The sequence below is a fragment of the Fulvimarina thalattae genome (genome assembly GCF_040239565.1).
Lineage (GTDB): Bacteria > Pseudomonadota > Alphaproteobacteria > Rhizobiales > Rhizobiaceae > Fulvimarina.
The window spans coordinates 42,505-62,830 of sequence record NZ_JBEHWS010000015.1 but is presented as its reverse complement, the minus strand read 5'-3'; the positions used below and the strand labels follow the sequence as shown (position 1 = coordinate 62,830).

General features: G+C 60.9%; 18 protein-coding genes. 11 read left to right on the top strand and 7 right to left on the bottom strand.

Features of this window, described 5'->3' with window-relative positions; genetic code table 11:
• Positions 1-49 precede the first annotated feature (49 nt).
• The 5 genes from ABRA89_RS16670 to ABRA89_RS16650 form a co-directional block, all read right to left on the bottom strand.
• Positions 50-1,249, bottom strand: a complete 1,200-nt coding sequence (locus ABRA89_RS16670) for an AI-2E family transporter (protein ID WP_349942623.1) — start codon at positions 1,247-1,249, stop codon at positions 50-52.
• A 171-nt stretch (positions 1,250-1,420) separates the two neighbouring features.
• On the bottom strand, positions 1,421-2,203 hold the full coding sequence (locus ABRA89_RS16665; RefSeq protein ID WP_349942664.1) for an amino acid ABC transporter ATP-binding protein: 783 nt from the start codon (positions 2,201-2,203) through the stop codon (positions 1,421-1,423).
• 22 nt (positions 2,204-2,225) lie between these two features.
• Entirely contained in the window at positions 2,226-3,716 is a 1,491-nt protein-coding gene (locus ABRA89_RS16660) for an amino acid ABC transporter permease (protein ID WP_349942622.1), read from the bottom strand.
• 12 nt (positions 3,717-3,728) lie between these two features.
• Positions 3,729-4,934, bottom strand: coding sequence for an amino acid ABC transporter permease (locus ABRA89_RS16655; RefSeq protein WP_349942621.1), 1,206 nt, complete (start codon positions 4,932-4,934; stop codon positions 3,729-3,731).
• 134 nt (positions 4,935-5,068) lie between these two features.
• On the bottom strand, positions 5,069-6,088 hold the full coding sequence (locus ABRA89_RS16650; RefSeq protein WP_349942620.1) for an amino acid ABC transporter substrate-binding protein: 1,020 nt from the start codon (positions 6,086-6,088) through the stop codon (positions 5,069-5,071).
• A gap of 251 nt (positions 6,089-6,339) precedes the next feature.
• Between ABRA89_RS16650 and metC the strand changes: the two genes are divergently transcribed.
• Entirely contained in the window at positions 6,340-7,518 is a 1,179-nt protein-coding gene (gene metC, locus ABRA89_RS16645) for a cystathionine beta-lyase (RefSeq protein WP_463671307.1), read from the top strand.
• A 15-nt stretch (positions 7,519-7,533) separates the two neighbouring features.
• Here metC and ABRA89_RS16640 read toward each other — a convergent pair whose 3' ends face one another.
• Positions 7,534-8,166 (bottom strand): pyridoxamine 5'-phosphate oxidase family protein, encoded by a 633-nt coding sequence (locus ABRA89_RS16640; RefSeq protein WP_349942619.1) that lies wholly within the window; start codon positions 8,164-8,166, stop codon positions 7,534-7,536.
• Positions 8,167-8,629: 463 nt separating this feature from the next.
• On the opposite strand from ABRA89_RS16640, the gene ABRA89_RS16635 reads away from it, so the two are divergent.
• Entirely contained in the window at positions 8,630-9,658 is a 1,029-nt protein-coding gene (locus ABRA89_RS16635; RefSeq protein WP_349942618.1) for an SOUL family heme-binding protein, read from the top strand.
• Between the two features lie 192 nt (positions 9,659-9,850).
• Positions 9,851-10,576, top strand: coding sequence for a hypothetical protein (locus ABRA89_RS16630; protein WP_349942617.1), 726 nt, complete (start codon positions 9,851-9,853; stop codon positions 10,574-10,576).
• 90 nt (positions 10,577-10,666) lie between these two features.
• Here the strand turns inward: ABRA89_RS16630 and ABRA89_RS16625 are convergent, their stop codons facing one another.
• Positions 10,667-11,944 carry an O-acetylhomoserine aminocarboxypropyltransferase gene (locus ABRA89_RS16625; RefSeq protein WP_349942616.1) on the bottom strand — a complete coding sequence of 426 codons (1,278 nt, stop codon included), beginning with the start codon at positions 11,942-11,944 and terminating at the stop codon, positions 10,667-10,669.
• Between the two features lie 211 nt (positions 11,945-12,155).
• Here ABRA89_RS16625 and ABRA89_RS16620 point away from each other — a divergent pair, with 211 nt between their 5' ends.
• The 8 genes from ABRA89_RS16620 (at position 12,156) to ABRA89_RS16585 (ending at position 20,232) form a co-directional block, all read left to right on the top strand.
• Positions 12,156-13,262, top strand: a complete 1,107-nt coding sequence (locus tag ABRA89_RS16620; protein ID WP_349942615.1) for a Gfo/Idh/MocA family protein — start codon at positions 12,156-12,158, stop codon at positions 13,260-13,262.
• Between the two features lie 79 nt (positions 13,263-13,341).
• Positions 13,342-13,854 (top strand): GNAT family N-acetyltransferase, encoded by a 513-nt coding sequence (locus tag ABRA89_RS16615; RefSeq protein ID WP_349942614.1) that lies wholly within the window; start codon positions 13,342-13,344, stop codon positions 13,852-13,854.
• Between the two features lie 156 nt (positions 13,855-14,010).
• Positions 14,011-15,042, top strand: coding sequence for an aspartate-semialdehyde dehydrogenase (locus ABRA89_RS16610; RefSeq protein WP_349942613.1), 1,032 nt, complete (start codon positions 14,011-14,013; stop codon positions 15,040-15,042).
• 299 nt (positions 15,043-15,341) lie between these two features.
• A complete protein-coding gene (locus ABRA89_RS16605; RefSeq protein WP_349942612.1) occupies positions 15,342-16,976 on the top strand; it encodes a dihydroxyacetone kinase subunit DhaK in 1,635 nt (544 codons plus the stop codon).
• A gap of 40 nt (positions 16,977-17,016) precedes the next feature.
• A complete protein-coding gene (locus ABRA89_RS16600; RefSeq protein ID WP_349942611.1) occupies positions 17,017-17,682 on the top strand; it encodes an SDR family NAD(P)-dependent oxidoreductase in 666 nt (221 codons plus the stop codon).
• Between the two features lie 53 nt (positions 17,683-17,735).
• Positions 17,736-18,395 carry a ceramidase domain-containing protein gene (locus tag ABRA89_RS16595; RefSeq protein WP_349942610.1) on the top strand — a complete coding sequence of 220 codons (660 nt, stop codon included), beginning with the start codon at positions 17,736-17,738 and terminating at the stop codon, positions 18,393-18,395.
• A 137-nt stretch (positions 18,396-18,532) separates the two neighbouring features.
• Positions 18,533-19,474, top strand: coding sequence for an ABC transporter ATP-binding protein (locus ABRA89_RS16590; RefSeq protein ID WP_349942609.1), 942 nt, complete (start codon positions 18,533-18,535; stop codon positions 19,472-19,474).
• Entirely contained in the window at positions 19,471-20,232 is a 762-nt protein-coding gene (locus ABRA89_RS16585; protein ID WP_349942608.1) for an ABC transporter permease, read from the top strand. Before ABRA89_RS16590 ends, ABRA89_RS16585 begins: the two co-directional genes overlap by 4 nt.
• Positions 20,233-20,326 lie beyond the last annotated feature (94 nt).

Sequence of the window (20,326 nt, the reverse complement as noted above, 5' to 3'; positions counted from 1 at the left end):
TGAGAACCGGGCCCAAAGCCCGGTTTTTTTTTCCTTCAAAGAATACAGCTTAATCGTCGTCGTCGGGCGTATCTTCGCCGGAAAGGAAGGCGCCGAAGGTCGAAAGCGCTTCCGTATAGGTCCCGAAGACCTTGATCGCGACCATCAGCGGCACGGCGAGGAACATACCAAGGACGCCCCAGATCCAGCCCCAGAAGGCAACCGACAGAAACACTGCCGCAGCATTCATCTGCAGCCTGCGTCCGACGATCAGCGGCGTCACGAACTGTCCCTCGATTGTCGTGGCGGCGAGATAGATGAGCACTGGGCCGGCCGCGCCCGCGAGATTTCCAAATTCGGCGAGCGCGATGACGCCGACGAGCGCCATGCCGAAGAGCGCCCCGAGATAGGGGATGAAGTTGAGCAGTGTCGCAAGCGCGCCGAAAACGACGGGGCTCGGCATGCCGATATACCAGAGCCCGGTTCCCACAGCGAGACCGAGGCCGGTGTTGATGATCGTGATCGTCAGGAAGTAGCGCGACAGTTCGCGCTCGATATCGTGGGCGATATGAAGGGCGCGTTTCTTGTCTGACAGCGTCGGCATCAGCCGCACCAGCTTGGCATAGAACATGTCACCCGATGCGAGCAGGAAGAACAGGAAGACCAGAGCGAAAACGATGGACGCGAGAATCGTCGGTAGCTCGTCGGTCGCATTGTCGATGAGACCCGGATTTTTTACGACGACCTCTTCCGGGCCGTCATCTTCCGGTTGCGTAGGCTGCGCGAATGGCGAAGGCGGAAGCTCACTGGAGCTATCGCTGCCGTCTCCCTGGCCCACATTCTCGCTCGCCTCTTGCAAACGCTCAAAACGGGCCTGGACGGTGCGGATTTCCCGATCCACGGCCCGTGCATATTCGGGCGCATTCGTGATGATATTCGTGATCGGATCGCTCAGCATGTAGAAACCGAGCGTGAGAAACGTCAGCGATCCGATGACGAGGAAGAATGCCGAGACCGGCTCCCAGATCTTAAGCCTGCGCCGAAGAAACCGCACGATCGGGCTCATCACGAGCGCGAAAAGAACCGCGATGATGACTGGCAGGACGAAGCTCGCCGTCAGATAGAGCCCGCCGAACAGCATCATGAAAAAGATGCCGATCACGGCCCAGCGTGGGCCGACCTCCACCGATTGCCGTGTGACAAGCCCGATTGCAGTAGCGGAACTCGAATTGTCGCTAGCCGCTTTTTCTTCTTTTTTTGCCAAAGCCATGTCCTTGAGCAGGGCAACCCGTGCTCATACGGCGTCCCGACTGGTAACGCGAAACGTGATCGAGCGTTCCGGCGAGATGAGCCGTCAATCTGGCTCGTCAAGCCGACCGTTTGCCAGCGGAACAAAATCGTATCGCCTTGGCGTCTGCTGACATGGCAGCGCGTGACGATATCAATGCAGAATCTGCGAAAGGAACAGCTTTGTGCGCTCGTGTTGCGGGTTCTCGAAGAAGGCCTGTGGTTCGTTCTGTTCGACGATCTGCCCCCGATCCATAAAGATCACCCGGTTCGCAACCGAGCGGGCAAAGCCCATCTCGTGGGTGACGCAGAGCATGGTCATACCCTCTTCGGCGAGCCCCACCATGACATCCAGCACTTCCTTGATCATCTCCGGATCGAGCGCGGAGGTGGGCTCGTCGAAGAGCATGATGCGCGGGTTCATGCAGAGGGACCGCGCGATAGCAACGCGCTGCTGCTGACCGCCGGAGAGCTGGCCGGGATACTTGTTCGCCTGCTCCGGAATCTTGACGCGCTCAAGATAGTGCATCGCGATCTCCTCGGCCTTCTTCTTGGGCATCTTGCGAACCCAGATCGGCGCGAGCGTGCAGTTCTCCATGATCGTCAGGTGCGGAAAGAGGTTGAAGTGCTGGAACACCATGCCGACCTCGCGGCGCACCTCGTCGATCTTCTTGAGATCGCCGGTGAGTTCGATCCCATCGACTACGATGTGACCCTTCTGGTGCTCCTCCAGCCGGTTGATGCAGCGTATCATCGTGGATTTACCGGAGCCGGATGGGCCGCAGATCACGATCCGCTCGCCCTTGTGGACGGTCAGATTGATGTCGCGCAACACGTGGAACTCTCCGTACCACTTATTGACGTGGTCCATCTCCACCGCGACCTCGTCGGAAATCTCCAGCTTCTTCGTTGGAGCCGGCGCTGATTCTTGTGTCATCGACATGGGTGGTCGGTCCTTATCATTTATGTCCGGTGTCGAGGCGACGCTCGACGAAGATCGAATAGCGAGACATGCCGAAGCAGAAGCACCAGTAGACAAAGGCGGCGAAGAGCAGCCCGGTCGCAGGCGTCGTCGGCGTGATCCAGTTGGGATCGGCAAACCCACGCTTCACCGTGCCAAGGAGGTCCGCCAGGCCGATGATGTAAACGAGCGAGGTGTCCTTGAAGAGCCCGATGAAGGTGTTGACGATGCCGGGAATGACGATTTTCAGGGCCTGCGGCAGGATGACCAGCCGCGTCTTCTGCCAATAGCTGAGCGCCATGGCATCGGCACCCTCATACTGACCCTTTGGAATCGCTTGCAGGCCGCCGCGGATAACCTCGGCCATGTAGGCGGAAGCGAACAGGGCAACGCCGACAAGAGCTCTCAGAAGCGAGTTGAAGTTCACGCCCTCCGGCATGAAGAGGGGCAGCATGAAAGTCGCCATGAAGAGGACGGTGATCAGCGGAACGCCGCGCCAGAATTCGATGAAGATGACGCAGATCAGCTTGACCGCAGGCATTTGCGAACGCCGCCCGAGGGCGAGAAGCACACCGAACGGCAGGGACGCGGCAATACCCGACAGAGCGACGACGAGCGTCAGCATCAGTCCGCCCCAAAGATTGGTCGGCACGTAACGCAGGTCGAAATCGGCCGTCATGGCGAAGATGAAGAGGACCGCGATGACGGCCGGCGTCACCACGCTCTTGATCGTCGTCTGCCCTGAGCCGAGACCGACCTTCACCGCGATAGCGATGGCGCCGAGCGCGGCGACGAAAGCGAGCACAGTCAGCAGGCTGAAGGAGAAGCCGATGATCTCGAACTCGGCCGTCCCGAACACGACCGCGAGCAACATCAGCACAAGGGCGCCGAGAAGGAGCCAGATCGCGATCCGCATATCGAGCCGGGAAAAGCTGATGCGGGGCACCGAACCCACCGCACTCAGGGTGGCGGCAGCCGCCAGCACGAAGATGAGTGCGATCGCGCCGCCGGCAAGATCGAACTCGCCGCCTGTCAGAAGCACCAGCGTGACGACCGGAAAGACCGCGAAGAGCAGGATCGCATTGATCCGCTTATAGGGCACGCTCGGGATCAGAAGGCCGGCGACGAGAAGCGCGAGAAGCACGAACACGGTATCGACCCGCCAGCGCTCGGCGGTGGGATAGGTGCCGTAGATGAACTGGCCGAATTTCGCCTCTACGAAGGCCCAACAGGCCCCACCATGGCCACCACCCTCGACGAGGCAGGCCTCACGGCTGGCCCCTTCGAACACGGCGTCGAGCCAGACGAAATTGAAGAGATTCCACACCGCCCAGGCGATGAAGCTGCCGCAGGCGATGGTCAGTATGGCATCGGTGGGCGTCGCGAAAAGGTTCTTCCGAAGGACAGCGATCGGACCGGCATCGCTTTCAGGCGGCGGACGCTGCGGCAGCTCTTCGGTCGCAACGTAGGCGTTGGCATGTTCCTGCATGGATCGGGCTCCCTACCGCTCGGCCAAGGCCATTTTGGAATTGAACCAGTTCATGAAGATCGAGACCACGATGCTGATCGTGAGATAGATCCCCATGCAGATGACGATGATTTCGATCGACTGGCCCGACTGGTTCAGAACCGTGGTTCCGATGGCAAAGAGCTCCGGGTAGCCGATGGCAAGGCCCAGCGAGGAGTTCTTGATGAGGTTTAGATACTGGCTGGTCAGCGGCGGGATGATGACCCGGAAGGCCTGTGGCACGATCACCAGCCGGAGCGTCAAACCGCGCCGCAAACCGAGCGCCGAGGATGCTTCAGTCTGCCCCTTGGAGACCGACATGATACCGGCACGCACGATCTCCGCGATGAAGGCCGCCGTGTAGAGCGACAAGGCGAGAAAGAGCGCCACGAATTCGGGCTTCATCTGGAAGCCGCCCTGAAGGTTGAATGTGCCGGGGGTTGGCACTTCGATCGTGGCCGGCATGCCGGTGACGAGGAAAGCAATCAGAGGCAGGCCGATGACGAGGCCCAGAACCGGCCACAGCGTGGGCTTACGGTCGCCGGTCTTCAGCTGATGCTTCTTGTTGCGCCGGGCGAGCACGATGGCGGCAACAACGGCAATGGCGAAGACGACAAAGCTCGCCCATGCAAGCACCTCGAACGCAAAGCTCGGCGTCTGAAGACCGCGATTGGTGAGGTAGAAGCCGAAGGGATTCTCGGAGATGCCGCGCGGACTTCCGAGCGCCGAGATCACACCGAAATACCAGAACAGGATGACCAGCAGCGGTGGAATGTTGCGAAAAATCTCGACATAGACCGTCGAAAGCAGCCGGACTAGGAAGTTCTGAGAGAGCCGGCCAATGCCGATGATGAAACCGACTAAGGTCGCGAAGATGATGCCGGCGCCTGCCACTATCAGCGTGTTGACGAGGCCGACGATCAACGCGTGGCCGTAGGTCGAGGAATTCGAATATTCGATCGGGGTTTGCCCGATGTCGAAACCAGCCCGGTCGCCAAGAAAGCCGAAGCCGGAAGCGATGTTGGCCTGGGCAAGGTTGCGGGCGGTGTTGTCGACCAGCCACCAGACAAACAGGGCGAGCCCGATGATCAACGTCGCCTGGATCGCGATCGACCGGAAGACCGGATTGTTCAACAATCCTGACGAAGACGACGAAGATGACGCACGCGCGCCACCGGACGTCTCGATATCCGTAGCCATTCAAACCTCTTCGGGTAAGGGCTTTTATATTTTTGATTTGTCAGGGCGGGACCGGCCGATGCCGGCCGATCCCGCTTTCTTAATGCCTTCAGGCGGGTGCGGTCGCGAAAGCGTCCGCTATTCCACTATCGGCCTTAGCGAACCGGCATACCGTATTGCAGGCCACCGTCGGTCCAGAGCGCGTTCTGGCCGCGCTGGATCTTCAACGGCGTATTGACGCCGATATTGCGCTCGAAGATTTCTCCATAGTTGCCAACGGCGGAGATGACCTGAGCGGCCCAGTCCTGCGGCAGGCCGAGCGGCTCGCCAAAGTTGGAGTCCTGGCCGAGAAGACGGCGGATGTCCGGATTCTCGGAGTTCTTCATCTCCTCGACATTGGCCTGCGTGACACCCAGCTCTTCCGCGTTCAGAAGCGCGAAATGGGTCCAGGAGACGATGTCGCCCCACTGATCGTCGCCCTGGCGTACGACCGGCCCGAGCGGCTCCTTCGAGATGATCTCCGGCAGGATGGTGTGGTTGTCGGGATTGCTCATCTCGAGACGCGACGCGGCGAGACCCGAGGCGTCCGTCGTCAAGACGTCGCAGCGGCCGGAATCATAGGCCGAGTTGACGTCCGACTGGGATTCGATGACGACCGGATTGTAATCCATGTCGTTGGCTTCGAAATAGTCGGCGAGGTTGAGCTCGGTGGTCGTACCGGACTGGACGCAGACGGTCGCGCCGGACAGCTCGAGCGCAGAATTCACGCCGAGGTCGTTCTTCACCATGAAGCCCTGGCCGTCATAGTAGTTGACGCCTGCGAAATCGAGGCCGAGCGCGGTGTCGCGGTCCATCGTCCAGGTCGTGTTACGGGCCAGAAGATCGATCTCGTTGTTCTGCAGTGCCGGGAAGCGCTGCACGGCCGAGAGCGGCGAGAAAGTGACGGCCTGCGGATCGCCGAGAACGGCGGTTGCAACGGCACGGCAATAGTCGACGTCGAGACCCTGCCATTCGCCCTGGTCATTCTGCGAGGCAAAGCCCGGCAGGCCGGTGTTCACGCCGCAGCGCAGCGATCCGCGCTCTTTGACGGTATCGGCGGTCTGAGCCTGGGCGCCGGAGGTCGCGAATGCCGCGACGGACAGTCCGAGGGCCGCAGTCAGGAATTTGATGTTCATTTGGGTTTCCCTGTTCGGTTTTATTCATCGAGCCTCGATCGACCCGTTCGGTGTTCGATGGCATCCAGTCCTGACGGTCGTCCCTCACCGGCGGTTGGCCGATTGCGAGCGCCGCCCCAAATTGGAGCCATCGTCCGGCGCCCATGTCATGGCAAAGATTTATGCAGGTCAAGCTGCTGCATAAAATTTCGCACTGCGATAGACAGCGAATCGCCATCCAATCCACTATAAGTTGCAGAAAGTTCCCGAGTTTGAGCGAAGACAATAAAAACGAACCGACCTCCCCCAGAATCGGCACCCGTCTCGTTCACCCACCCTACGACCCGATGACGATGCACGGTTTCGTCAATCCGCCAATCGTGCGCGGCTCGACGGTGCTGTTCGAATCGACGGCCGCGATGGCGGACCGGAAAAACCTCAAATATTCCTACGGCCTCGCCGGCACGCCGACAACGAAGGTCCTCGAAGACCAGCTGAGCGAGCTCGAATGCGCATACGGCACGGCACTTGTGCCCTCTGGGCTCGCGGCGGTCACATTGCCGCTCCTCGCCTTCGTCTCGGCCGGAGACCACGTCCTCGTGGTCGATTCAGTCTATTCCCCGACACGTCGTTTCTGTCACCAGGTGCTGAAGCGCATGAACGTCACGGTCGAATATTACGATCCCTATATCGGCGCCGGCATCGCCGATCTGATGCGGCCCGAGACTTCGATCGTCTTTCTCGAAGCGCCGGGCTCGAATACATTCGAGATCCAGGACGTTCGCGCGATATGCGATGCCGCCCATGCTGGCGGCGCGGTCACGATGCTCGACAATACCTGGGCGACGCCTCTGTTCTTCCGGCCCCTCGAGCACGGGGTCGACATGTCGATCCATGCGCTGACGAAATATCCCGGCGGCCATTCCGATCTCTTGATGGGCTCCGTTTCGGCGAACGAGAAGACCTGGGACCAGCTTCTGAAGACCCAGACGGCACTGGGCATTAACGCCAATCCCGACGACGTATCGCTCGTCCTGCGCGGCATGAAGACGCTCGGCGTCCGCCTGCGCCATCAAGAACAGGCCGCTCTCGACATCGCGGCATGGCTGGAAAATCGAGAGGAGGTCGTTTCCGTTCTCCATCCGGCGCTTCCCTCCTTTTCCGATCACGACGCTTTCAAGAGGCAGTTCTCGGGGTCCTCAGGCCTTTTCAGCTTCGTTCTTAACGGCGATGCGGCGGCGGCAAGGCGCTTCCTCGACGCACTGTCCATCTTTGGCCTCGGCTATTCCTGGGGCGGCCATGAAAGCCTTGCCGTCCTCGTCGATCTGTTCGACCGTACGATCGCGAAAGGCCCGACGGAAGGACCGCTTCTGCGTCTTCAGATCGGGCTGGAAGATGTCGCGGATCTCAAGGCCGATCTCGAACGCGGTTTTGCCGCCTCGAAAGGATGAGAGCGAGCCTGATCCTCAAGGCGTGAGCCAGACACCCTGGAAAGCACCGCCATCGCTCCATTCGAACCGCGAACGGCGATGGCCTTCGGCCGCAAGATAAAGAACCTCGATCACATCGAAAGTGACGACCACGGCGGCGAAGTGCTCGGCGCCCGGATCGGTTAAGACGTCACCATCCTCGCGATCGGAGACCGCGGCATGTGAGTAGCCATCCGGCGCATCGATGATCGAACCTGATCCCGGCTCTACGCGGTAGCATTCGCGGCTCATGGGTTGTGAAGCAGCAAAGGCTTGCGCTGCGAGATCATCGCCATCCCCTTCTGCGATGGATTTTACCGCTGCACGACCATTGACGCGAAGCTGAAGCTTGCGCGCCTTGTCGTAGAAAACCATCGAGACAAGATCGTTCTTGGCCAGCTGATCCACCTTTTCCGAGCGCAGGTCGGTATGGAAACGGAGCTGCCGGCGTGGAGCATCAACGGCACGAAGGACGACGATACGAGCGCTCGGCGCACCCTCAGGACCGATAGAGGCAAGGGTAAACGTTCTGAAACCATGCCCTCGATCGGATACCGCGGCCGAGAGCTCTGCAAGCGCATTGTCGAGCGTTCCGTCGAGATCGTCGTACCAGTCTGGAAGATCGGTCATGCTTGGCGTCCTCGGCATCGATCGCGGGAGGGATGTCATCTGGCGCGCGGGACTTCAGGGCTTCCAAGACGATGCAGCCACTGACCCAAGACAAAGGCAAACCGGAATCTACAGTGACGATTAGACAAAAAAAGAGGCGGCACGAAGCCGCCTTTAAAGTTTTGGCTGGAGTATCAGGTCATGAAAAACCTGATCCCCTAAAATGCGCCATATGCTGCAAAGTTGCTACAGCTTTCAAAAATTTATTGCGTTTCAGAGGATTGGCACTCGGGATAGCGTCAGACGCTTGACATTCTCGTTTTGGCGGTCGGTCCGAATTTTCCAATTACTCTCTGGAGAATCGACGTTGCGGCGCAACCAAGTCCAGCCGCTTCACGTTGGCGGTGAAAGACGGGCTGCGGAGCACGTAATGTGCGCTCACGTGGTCGCGCCGATATCTTGAGAATACGAGCAGGAGTATCCCATGAGCCGCGATCGTTCCGTACTGGACGGATTGTCCGATAGCATGCACTCGATTGGCGAACGATTGTCGGAAATTGAGCACGATATTGCTGCTCGTTACGATCCGCGTCCGAGCCGTACAGAGCGGGCTCGCCGAGCTCTTGTCCGGGCCAATCCCTTCCATCACGAACCGACTTTTTCCGAGCGATATCTGCCGGACTTCATGACGAGCTGGTACTCGCCGACGCGGGCCGAAGCCAAGCGACAGGTCCGCGTCCTTCGCGATGCGTCAGAGGACGGTTACGACAGCGCTCGGGGCTCCCTCGCCGCGCTTTACAATTCGCTTCCCGACATGCGTCTCCCCCGCACCAAGAGCTTCAAGCGCGGCATGGAATCCCAGCGCGGGATCGACAAGATCCGGGCAACGATGAGCGAGCGCGACAAGGAGCTGACACTGCTTCTGGTCGCTGGCGGAACGATCGCCGCCCTCGGCGCCGCCTATTATGTGACCAAGAAGGTTCAGGAACACGCGGAAGAGCCCGGCTACGAAGCAGTTCGCGAAGACGGCGTCGTCGAAATCCGCGACTATGACGCAGTGATCGTCGCCGAGACAGTGAAGAGCGGCTACCATGAAAAGGCGCGCCGGGCGGGCTTCGACACTCTCTACGATTACATCGCCGCGAAGAATCGCGGTGGCAAGTCGATCAAGATGACCACGCCGGTGCTCCAGCAACTCGCCGACTCCGACGGCAAGACCAAAGGCTGGGCAATCCGCTTCGTCATGCCGAAGAAGCACACCATGGCGACGCTGCCGAAACCCGAGCAGCGCGACGTCGTGCTGAAAGAAGTTCCGGCCCGCCGCACGGTAGCGATCCGTTTCAGCGGCAACTTCAATGCGACGCTCGCCTCCAAGCAGTTGATGACGCTCTACAACTATCTGGCGGACAACAACCTGACCCAGAAGGGCGATCCGGAATACGCATTCTACAATCCGCCCTGGACGCCGGGCTTCATGAAGCGCAACGAGATCCTGATCGAGATCGAGCGCTGAGGCCTTCGCAAGGAAGCTTCGAATACGAACAATACAATATTAATTCGAGAGCCCGGCTTATGCCGGGCTTTTTATTACAATTTTATACTTAACCCAGATATCCATTATTTCGCCACAATTATGGCAACGCGCTTGATTTTCTTCCGGAAACTAGGACTATTACTCGCAAGAGGTCTCTTCCGGAGTTCGTTCATGCGTCATCTTACCGCTTTCCTTGCCTTGGCCGCCAGCTGCAGCGTGGCGGTGCAGCCCGCTCTCGCAGGCAGTCGCGGCAGTTCCCTCGAATGCTACAAGCCGGTTCATGTGCCCGCCCAGTATCAGACGGTCGAGGAGGCCGTTCTTCTTCATCCGGCTCGCATGGTGCATGAGGAGATCCCCGCCGAATATGGCTACAGCGCCCGCGAAGTAATCGTTTCACCGGCCCGCGTCGTCTACGATTATGCTCCAGCGCGCTACGAGACGGTTGCCAGACATATCGTCATAGAGCCGGCGCGGACGGTTCACCGCTCTTCGCCGCCTGTCTATCGAACTGTGACGGAGAAGGTGATGATCGAGCCGGCACGGATCGGCTACGAGTGGCGCGTCATCAAGGGCCAGCGGGTGTATTGCAAGGTCCATATTCCGGCGAAATACGCCCACCAGACCCGCCGCGTCATGGTCGATCCAGGCAAAAGCTGGGTCGAAGTTATCCCTGCGCGCTACGGCACCACTCATGAAAAGGTGCTTGTCAGCCCCGAGCGGAAGGTCGCTCGCCATATTCCGGCGGTGACGAAGACGATCTCGGAGAAAGTCGTCGTCCAACCGGCGCGCACTCTGTCGCGCACGATTCCCGCCGAGTACACGACCCGTCACCGTCAGGTGAAGGTTCGTGATGCGAGCCAAGGGTGGCAGCAGGTCAGCCTTCGCGGCTCCTGTTGAGGTCCTGCCCCAACGGCTCATAGCCCCATCAGAGGAATGCTCGGCAGAGCCACGCACCCGCCCCGGTGCGTGGCTCTTTATCTTTTGAGGTCAGAGTCCAGCGAGAGCCTGATCGAGATCGGCGATGATGTCCTCGACATTCTCGATACCGACAGACAGACGTACGACATCCTCGCCCGCACCGGCCGATTTCCTCTGCTCCTCGCCGAGCTGCTTGTGCGTGGTCGAGGCCGGATGGATCACCAGCGAGCGCGTGTCGCCGATATTGGCGAGGTGCGAGAACAGTTTCAGGCTTTCGACGAGCTTCACACCCGCCTCGTAGCCGCCGCTGACGCCGAAGGTCAGCACCGCACCGGCGCCGTTCGGGGCATATTTCTTCATGTTCTCGTGGCTTGGATCGTCGGCAAGACCGCCATAGGAGACCCAGCTCACCTTCGCATGGCCTTTAAGATGCTCCGCGACCCGCTTGGCGTTGTCGGAATGGCGCTGCATGCGAAGCGCGAGTGTCTCGATTCCCGTCAGGATCATGAAGGCGTTGAAGGGCGAGATCGCCGGCCCGAGATCGCGCAGGCCGAGAACGCGCGCCGCGATGGCGAAGGACATGCCGCCGAAGGTCTCGTGGATTTTTACGCCCGCATATTCCGGCCGGGCTTCCGACAGCATCGGATACTTGCCCGAGGCACCCCAGTCGAAATTGCCGCCGTCGACGAGGACGCCGCCCATGGAGTTGCCGTGCCCGCCGATGAATTTCGTCAGCGAATAGACGACGAGATTGGCACCGTGTTCCAGCGGACGGCAGAGGTACGGCGTTGCCATCGTGTTGTCGACGATCAGCGGAATGCCGTGCTTCTTCGCGATCTCAGCGATGCCGGCGATATCGGTGACGACGCCGCCCGGATTGGCAATCGACTCGATGAAGATCGCCTTGGTCTTCTCCGTGATCGCCGCTTCGAAGCTCGAAATGTCTTTGATATCGGCCCACTTTACCCGCCAGTCGAAGCTCTTGAAGGAATGGCCGAACTGGTTGATCGAACCGCCATAGAGCTGGCGCGCCGCGACGAATTCGTCGCCGGGCTGCATGATCGTATGGAAGATCAAGAGCTGGGCAGCATGGCCCGAAGCGACCGCGAGCGCTGCCGTACCGCCTTCGAGCGAGGCGATGCGCTGTTCGAGCACTTCCTGCGTCGGGTTCATGATGCGGGTGTAGATATTGCCGAAGGCCTGAAGGCCGAACAATGAGGCGGCGTGTTCGACGCTGTCGAACTGGTAGGACGTCGTCTGATAGATCGGCGTCGTGCGCGCGCCTGTGGTCGGGTCCGGCTGCGCGCCGGCATGGATCGATCTCGTTTCGAAATTCTGTTCGGACATCGCTTTTCCTCCTCGATGCGGGCGAATGCGAACGCCTTGCCCGTCATCCGTCCCTAACGCAGCGAGACGCGGTTTCCCAGAGGCCACCGCCTCTTCACCCGCCTTCGCACTTTTTCAGCCCGTCCCGCTTCAAGTCTCTATATCCCGCACTACCCTCGCTGCTCGGACGGCGCTGGCCGCCGAGCCCATCAGCACAAGCAGGAGTTCATCAATGCCAAGTCTCGAAGGCAAGGTCCGTTACGGCGTGGTTGGCGCGGGCTGGATTTCCCAATGCGCCTTCATGCCCGGCGTGCCGCAGACGACGAATTCGATCCTGACAGCTCTCGTCTCGGGGACGCCTGAGAAGAACGAGCGGCTCGGCATCGATTACGGCCTCGAGACCTACACCTACGACGAATACGACAAACTGCTGAATTCCGGGCTGATCGACGCGGTCTATATCGGCTTGCCGAACGATCAGCACCGCCAGTTCGCCGTTCGCGCGCTGGAAGCGGGCATTCACGTCCTTCTCGAAAAGCCGGTTGCGACGAGCCTCGAAGACGCCAAAGCGATCGAGGCGGCCGCGAAGGCCTCCGGTGTCAAGCTGATGATCGCCTACCGCCTGCATTGCGAACCGGGCACGATTTCCGCGGTCGAGGCCATTCGCCGGGGCGAGATCGGCAAGCCGCGCTTCTTCACCTCCACCTTTTCCCAAAGGGTGAAGGCGTCGAACTACCGTGCCCAGTCTGGCTATTGGGGCGGTCCGGTGGCCGATATGGGCAATTACCCGATCAACGCGGTCCGAAATCTCTTCGAGGCGGAGCCCATCGAGGTCGCGGCGATCGGGTCGCGCACCGAGCGCGAACTCGGCTGCGAGGATACGGTTTCTGTCGTCATGAAGTTCACGGAAGGCAGGCAGGCGAGCTTCACGGTCTGCTATTCGGCCGACGGGGTCGATATGTTCAATGTGGTCGGCACCGATGGCACCCTCAAGATGGAGCCCGCCTTCGGCTTCTCGCCCGATCTTGCGATCACCTACGAGATTTCGAAGAAAGACGGCGAGACCGAGACCCGCAAGGCCCCGATCACCGACCAGTTCGCTGGTGAGACCGACTATTTCTCGGACTGCATTCTGAACGACCGCGAGCCCGAGCCGAACGGCGAGGAAGGCGTTCTCGACATGCGTGTTCTCGCCGCGATCGAAAAGGCGCTCGAAACAGGCGAGGTCCAGAAGCTGGACCCGGTCTCGCGCCAGCGCCGGATGGACAAATCCCTGCGGCGCGAACTTACCTATGGCAAGCAGCCGGACATGGTCGCGGGCGAACCGCCGGTGGAGTGAGTGATCCTCTGTGCAGAACGCGTGCTCATCACCGAACGAGCTTTGTAGCGGGCATCCAGCGGTAATCGAAACGGAACGCATGGTTCTGCGCGCTCATACGATCGCCGATCTGCCGCATGTGCATCGTCTCGGAACGGAGCCGGAGATCTTTCGCTTCACCGGCAACGACAAGCCCTCGACCGAGGAGGAAAGCTGGCGTCGGATCCTCTTTTATATCGGGCATTGGACCGCGCTCGGGTTCGGTATGTTTGCAATGATCGACAGGCAAACCGGTTCGTTTCTCGGCGAAACCGGGATCAAGCGCTTCAACCGCGGGATTGGCCAGCGCTTCGATCCCTATCCCGAAGCGGCGTGGCGGCTTTTGCCGTTTGCGCAGGGCAAGGGTTACGCCTTTGAGGCCGTGACCGCGGTTCACACCTGGTTTTCGGGTCGATATTCACAGACGAAGACCGTCTGCATGATCAATTTCGAGAATGAGCCGTCACTTCGGCTCGCTGAGAAACTCGGCTATCGGCCCTATGGAGAAGCCGACTACAAGGAGGAACATCTGGTGCTCCTCGAACGCCCGCTATCGTCAGATCCGGTGAATTGACAAACTACCGTGTTCACCCCATACCACGCGCCATCATGACCATACGCTCGCTCATTAAAACGTCGATCAGCTGACGCCCGCCCCGCTTCTCTCCCCCGGGGCGGCGGAGAAGCGTATTCGATCAGGGTCGGGGAGAGCGGAAAAGGTCGAAACCCCATGGGTTACAAAGTCGCGATCGCAGGCGCCACCGGCAATGTCGGGCGCGAAATGCTGTCCATCCTCGCCGAACGCAATTTCCCGGCCGATCAGGTCGTGGCGCTCGCCTCCCGCCGCTCCGTCGGCCAGGAGGTCTCCTACGGCGACAAGACGCTGAAGGTGAAGACCCTCGAAGGCTACGACTTCTCGGACGTCGACGTCTGCCTGATGAGCGCCGGTGGCACCGTCTCCAAGGAGATGAGCCCGAAGATCGGCGCACATGGCTGCATCGTCATCGATAATTCCTCGGCCTGGCGCTACGATCAGGACGTGCCGCTTATCGTGCCGGAGGTAAACCCGGACGCGATCGAGGGCTATTCCAAGAAGAACATCATCGCCAATCCGAACTGCTCGACCGCGCAGCTCGTCGTCGCGCTGAAGCCGCTGCACGACCATGCCAAGATCAAGCGCATCGTCGTCTCGACCTATCAGTCCGTTTCCGGCGCCGGCAAGGACGGAATGGACGAGCTCTTCCAGCAGAGCCGCGCGGTCTTCGTCGCCGATCCGGTGGAAGCGAAGAAGTTTACCAAGCGCATCGCCTTCAATGTCATTCCCCATATCGACGTCTTCATGGAGGACGGTTCCACCAAGGAAGAGTGGAAGGTGATGGCCGAGACCAAGAAGATGCTCGACCCGAAGATCAAGGTCACCTGCACGGCCGTGCGCGTGCCGGTCTTCGTCGGCCATTCGGAAGCGGTCAACATCGAGTTCGAGAATCCGATCTCGGCGGACGAAGCCCGCGAGATCCTGCGCGAGGCGCCGGGCTGCCTCGTCGTCGACAAGCGTGAGGACGGTGGCTACGTCACCCCGCTGGAATCGGCAGGCGACGACGCGACCTTCATCTCGCGTATCCGCGAGGACCAGACCCTCGACAACGGCCTCAACATCTGGGTCGTCTCCGACAACCTCCGCAAGGGCGCGGCGCTGAACACGATCCAGATCGCCGAGCTCCTGGTGGAGCGTGGTTATTTGGACAAGCGTCAGGCGGCTTGAGGTCGGGCTTCGGGCCTCACCGTACAGTTCGCACTCTTTTCATTCCCGCCTTCGGTGGCGGGAATGATTCCGATGGAAATGGATCGGCCATTCGGGTCAGCTCATTCGTCCTTGCGTTGGCATATCGTGGCGAGGCTCCCTAGAGACAGGTCGGTCCGATGCGGCTCTGAAAATTGCGCACGTTTTCCCTCCTTCAAAACGCGTAGCCTGACGACGCGGATGACGCGCCCCTTGCGCGCTCTATCCTCCTGACAAACGACCGGCAGTCTACAGAAGCCGGCGGAATGAAGGAGGCACCCATGGATTTTTTCGTCAATTCGCGGGAGACGATCGTCGACGAAGCGCTCGACGGATTGATCCGGACCTCCGGCGGCCGGCTGACCCGGCTCGATGGCTATCCGCACATTCGGGTGGTTGCGCGAACCACGCGTAATCCGAAGAAGGTGGCCGTGATTTCCGGCGGCGGGTCAGGGCACGAGCCCGCCCATGCCGGCTTCGTCGGTGAAGGCATGCTGACGGCTGCGGTCTGCGGCTCGATCTTCGCCTCGCCGTCAGTCGACGCAGTGCTCGCGGCAATTCTTGCCGTTACCGGTGAGTCCGGGTGCCTGCTGATCGTCAAGAACTACACCGGCGACCGGTTGAACTTCGGGCTTGCGGCTCAGCGCGCCCGAGCCCTCGGTAAGACCGTCGAGATGGTGATCGTCGCGGACGACGTCGCCCTTCCAGAAATCGACCAGAAGCGTGGGCTCGCCGGTACGCTTTTCGTCCACAAGATCGCAGGGGCACTCGCCGAAGAAGGCAGAATGCTCGAAGAGGTGGCGGCGATCGCGAGAAGAGTCGCCGAGAGCACCGTCTCCATCGGCATGTCGCTGACGCCCTGCCATGTGCCCGGCGGGGAGCACGAGGCGGATCGGATCGCCGACGGCAAGGCTGAACTCGGGCTGGGCATCCACGGCGAGCCGGGGGCCGAGACGGTTGCTCATACCGATGCGGCTGGCGCCATGCGGAGAATCGTAGAAAAGTTGAGGCAGGCAATGGTCGGCGACAGTCCTCTCGTTGCGCTTATTAACGATCTCGGCGGACTGACCGGCATCGAAGGCGCCGTCCTCGCGAATGAGCTCTTATCTTCGTCGCTAGGGGATAGAATTACGCGGATCGCCGGCCCCGCGCCGCTGATGACCTCGCTCGATATGCGCGGGTTCTCGGTCTCGTTGCTGCCGGCCGAGGATGCATTTCTCGAAGCGCTCGAGAAATCTGTCGAGCCACATGCCTGGGCGCCGATCCACGAGCCCGCCACGGTCTCGCCGCTACTGCTTCCGGACGGCCTCACACCGGACCGCGCAGCACCCTCGAAGGATGAGCGAACCGAAGCTCTGTTGACGCGGCTCTGCGAGGCGCTTCTCAGCGCGCGCGATGAACTCGACAAGCTCGATGCCCGCAGCGGCGATGGCGATACGGGAACGACCCTTGCCAGCGCCGCGAACGCACTCCTCGATGATCGGGACAGGTTGCCGCTCGCGGAGCAGCCAAAGCTCTTTGCCGCGATCGGCCTCGATCTGACGAAGACGATGGGCGGTTCGTCAGGAGTTCTGCTGTCGCTGTTCTTCGCCTCGGCCGGCGAGGCACTTTCCGACAAGGGGACGCTGCCCGAAGCGCTAAAAGCCGGATTGAACCGCATTAAGGAGGCCGGCGGCGCGGAGCGCGGCGACCGGACGATGATCGACGCGCTCGAACCGGCGATCGAAGCTCTTCTCGAAGATGGGTCTTTCCAGGCGGCCGCAAAGGCGGCGCGGGCGGGCGCCGATGGAACGGCCGATATGGGCCGGGCCAAAGCCGGCCGTTCCGCCTATGTGCGGTCAGAGGAGCTGAAGGGTCACAAGGATCCCGGTGCCGAAGCGGTGGCGATCGCGTTCGAGGCGCTCAGCTCGCTCTGAGGCAGACCCTGCGATAATCGAGATCGGAAAGAAAATCTAGATGCCTATCAAGACCCTCGTCATCGGCGCATCCGGAGGGATCGGCACCGCACTCGTCGAGCGCTGCAGAAAAGACGGCGAGGTCGTTGGGCTCTCTCGTAGCGACGACCGGCTCGATGTCACCGACGAGGCGAGTATCGGGCGGGCTCTGTCCGGCATCGAAGGCCCGTTCGATCGCGTTTTTATCGCAACCGGCATTCTCACCGCCAAACGCGGCAAGCCCGAGAAGAAGCTGGGCGATTGCAAGCCGGACGAACTCTCTTCGCTCTTTGCAGTCAACGCCACCGGGCCGCTTCTCGTGCTCAAGCATCTGATGCCGAAGCTCGATCGCGATCATCCGGTGAAGATCGGCGTCCTGTCGGCGCGGATCGGTTCGATCGGCGATAACGGGCTTGGCGGCTGGTATGCCTATCGCGCGTCCAAGGCCGCGCTGAACCAGTTTCTGCGCACGGCGGCGATCGAGCTGAAGCGCAGCCACAAGCAGGCGACACTCGTGGCGCTGCATCCCGGGACGGTCTCAACGCCCTTCACGGCCGATTTTCAGGATCACCACAGCACCGACGAGCCCGCGACGGCAGCCGGTAATCTAGTGAGCACGCTCGACGCACGGGATCCGGATGACACCGGCACCTTCTGGGACCAGAACAATCAGCCAATCGAGTGGTAACACCGAACCCTTCGTTCGCGCGGACGCAACGCTGATCGGCTGGAAGGAGAAAGATGGACTGGTTCCAGACGATCGATGCCTATTGCGAACGGACGGATGCGGCCTTCTGGGCCGAGCCGATCAACGCGGTCTCGAACGCGGCCTTCATTCTCGCGGCGCTCATCGTCTTCCTCCGAAGCGACAGGATCGGCGGCGTCGAAAAGGCGCTGATCGCCCTTGTCTTCATCATCGGCATCGGGTCCTTTCTCTTTCATACCTTCGCAACACGGTGGGCCGGCCTTGCCGATGTCTTGCCGATCACCGTCTTCATCTTCGCCTATTTCGCCTACGCCCTGCGTCGCTTCGTCGGGTTCGGGCGGATCGCGACGGCGATCGGAACGGTTCTCTTCATCGCCGTCTCACCCCTCGCCGAACCCATCTTTGCACCCGTTGCAGGCGGATCAGCAGCCTATCTGCCGGGTCTTTTCGCGATGCTCGGCATCGGCGGCTTCCTGCTGGCGAAGCATCACCCGGCCGGAGCGGTCGTCTTCGCGGCGGGCCTCGTCTTCACCGCATCACTCGGCTTTCGTATTGCCGACGGTCCGCTTTGCGATGTGTGGCCGCTCGGCACGCATTTCGTCTGGCACATTCTGAACGCCGTCACACTCGGTCTCCTGCTCACGGCCGCGACGCGGTTCGGCGCCCTTGCCGGCAAGCATCGCACGCTCGCCTGAAACGCAGTGTTGCCGGGCCACTCGAACCGGCGTCCTTTATTTCGCGCGGGTAGCGCTTACGTTCACGCTACGCTCCGCCGGTCGCCGCGGCAGCGGACCAGCCGCAAATGAGCCGAGAAGGTGGACGAAAACCGCAAATGAGCGAGACGACGCAAGACCCCATCCTCTCCATCAGACAAGTCTCGAAGACCTACGAGGGCGGTTACAAGGCCCTCAAGGATGTCGACCTGACGATCCAGAAAGGCGAAATTTTCGCCCTGCTCGGGCCGAACGGCGCCGGCAAGACGACGCTGATCTCCCTCATATGCGGCCTTGCCCGGCTGAACGAGGGCACGATCACCGTCGACGGCCACGACGTGAAGAGCGAGTTCTACAAGGCCCGTGCCAAGATCGGCCTCGTGCCGCAGGAACTGACCACAGACGCCTTCGAGACCGTCTGGAACACCGTCTCCTTCTCGCGCGGCCTGTTCGGCAAGCCGAAAAACCCGGCCGTCATCGAGCGGGTTCTGAAGTCCCTCGCCCTTTACGAGAAGAAGGACAACAAGCTCCGCACCCTCTCGGGCGGCATGAAGCGGCGCGTTCTCATCGCCAAGGCCCTCGCCCACGAGCCAGAAGTGCTCTTCCTCGACGAGCCGACCGCCGGCGTCGACGTAGCGCTCCGCCGCGAGATGTGGAACGTGGTCGGCGATCTCCGCCAGACCGGTGTCACGGTCATCCTCACCACGCATTATATCGAGGAAGCCGAGATGATGGCCGACCGGATCGGCGTCATATCGAAGGGCGAACTCATCCTCGTCGAGGACAAGAACGAGCTGATGCGAAAGCTCGGCCACAAGGAGCTGACCATCGTCCTCCAGGAACCGCTCCGAGCCATTCCGGACAATCTGTCCGACTACGACCTCGAACTCGCCGAAGACCGGATGAGCCTCACCTATTCCTACGACACCCATGCCGAGAGAACCGGCATCGCCACCCTGATGCGCCTCCTCGCCGAGGACGGCGTGCGCTTCCGCGACATCGTGACGAAGCAGTCGAGCCTCGAAGAGATCTTCGTCGGTCTCGTGGAGGACGGACAATGAACTGGCACGCCGTCAAAGCCATCTACATGTTCGAGATCAACCGGGCGATTCGCACGATCGGCCAGTCGGTCGTCTCGCCGGTGCTCTCGACCTCGCTCTATTTCATCGTCTTCGGCGCCGCGATCGGCAGCCGTATCGACCAGATCGACGGGGTGGACTACGGCGCCTTCATCGTGCCGGGGCTGATCATGCTGCAGCTCCTCACCCAGTCGATCTCGAACGCCGCCTTCGGCATCTATTTCCCGCGCTTTGCCGGCACGATCTACGAGGTGCTTTCGGCGCCCGTTTCTGCGGTGGAAATCGTTCTCGGCTTCGTCGGCGCGGCGGCGACGAAATCGATCTTGATCGGCCTCATTATCCTCGCCACGGCTACGATCTTCGTCGATTTCGAGATCGCGCACCCGATCTGGATGCTGCTCTTCCTGGTACTGACGGGCTTCACCTTCTCCCTGCTCGGCTTCATCATCGGCATCTGGGCCGATGGCTTCGAGCAGCTCCAGCTCGTCCCGCTCCTCGTCGTTACGCCGCTTACGTTTCTCGGCGGGACCTTCTATTCCATCGACATGCTGCCGGACTTCTGGCGGGATGTAAGCCTTGCCAACCCGGTGCTCTACCTTGTCTCCGGCTTCCGCTGGGCGTTCTTCGAGACCTCAGACGTCTCGATCCTCGTCAGCCTGTCGATGACGCTGGGCTTCATGGCGGTTGCGATGACGGTGATCTGGTGGATCTTCAAGACGGGCTGGCGGATCAAGCCCTAGCGGTCGGTTCCGCAGGTAAACGCGCGGTTCCAAATCCGCCCTTGACCTCGCCGCCCCGTTCCGGTCTCTCACGCCCAATACAAGCAAACGAACC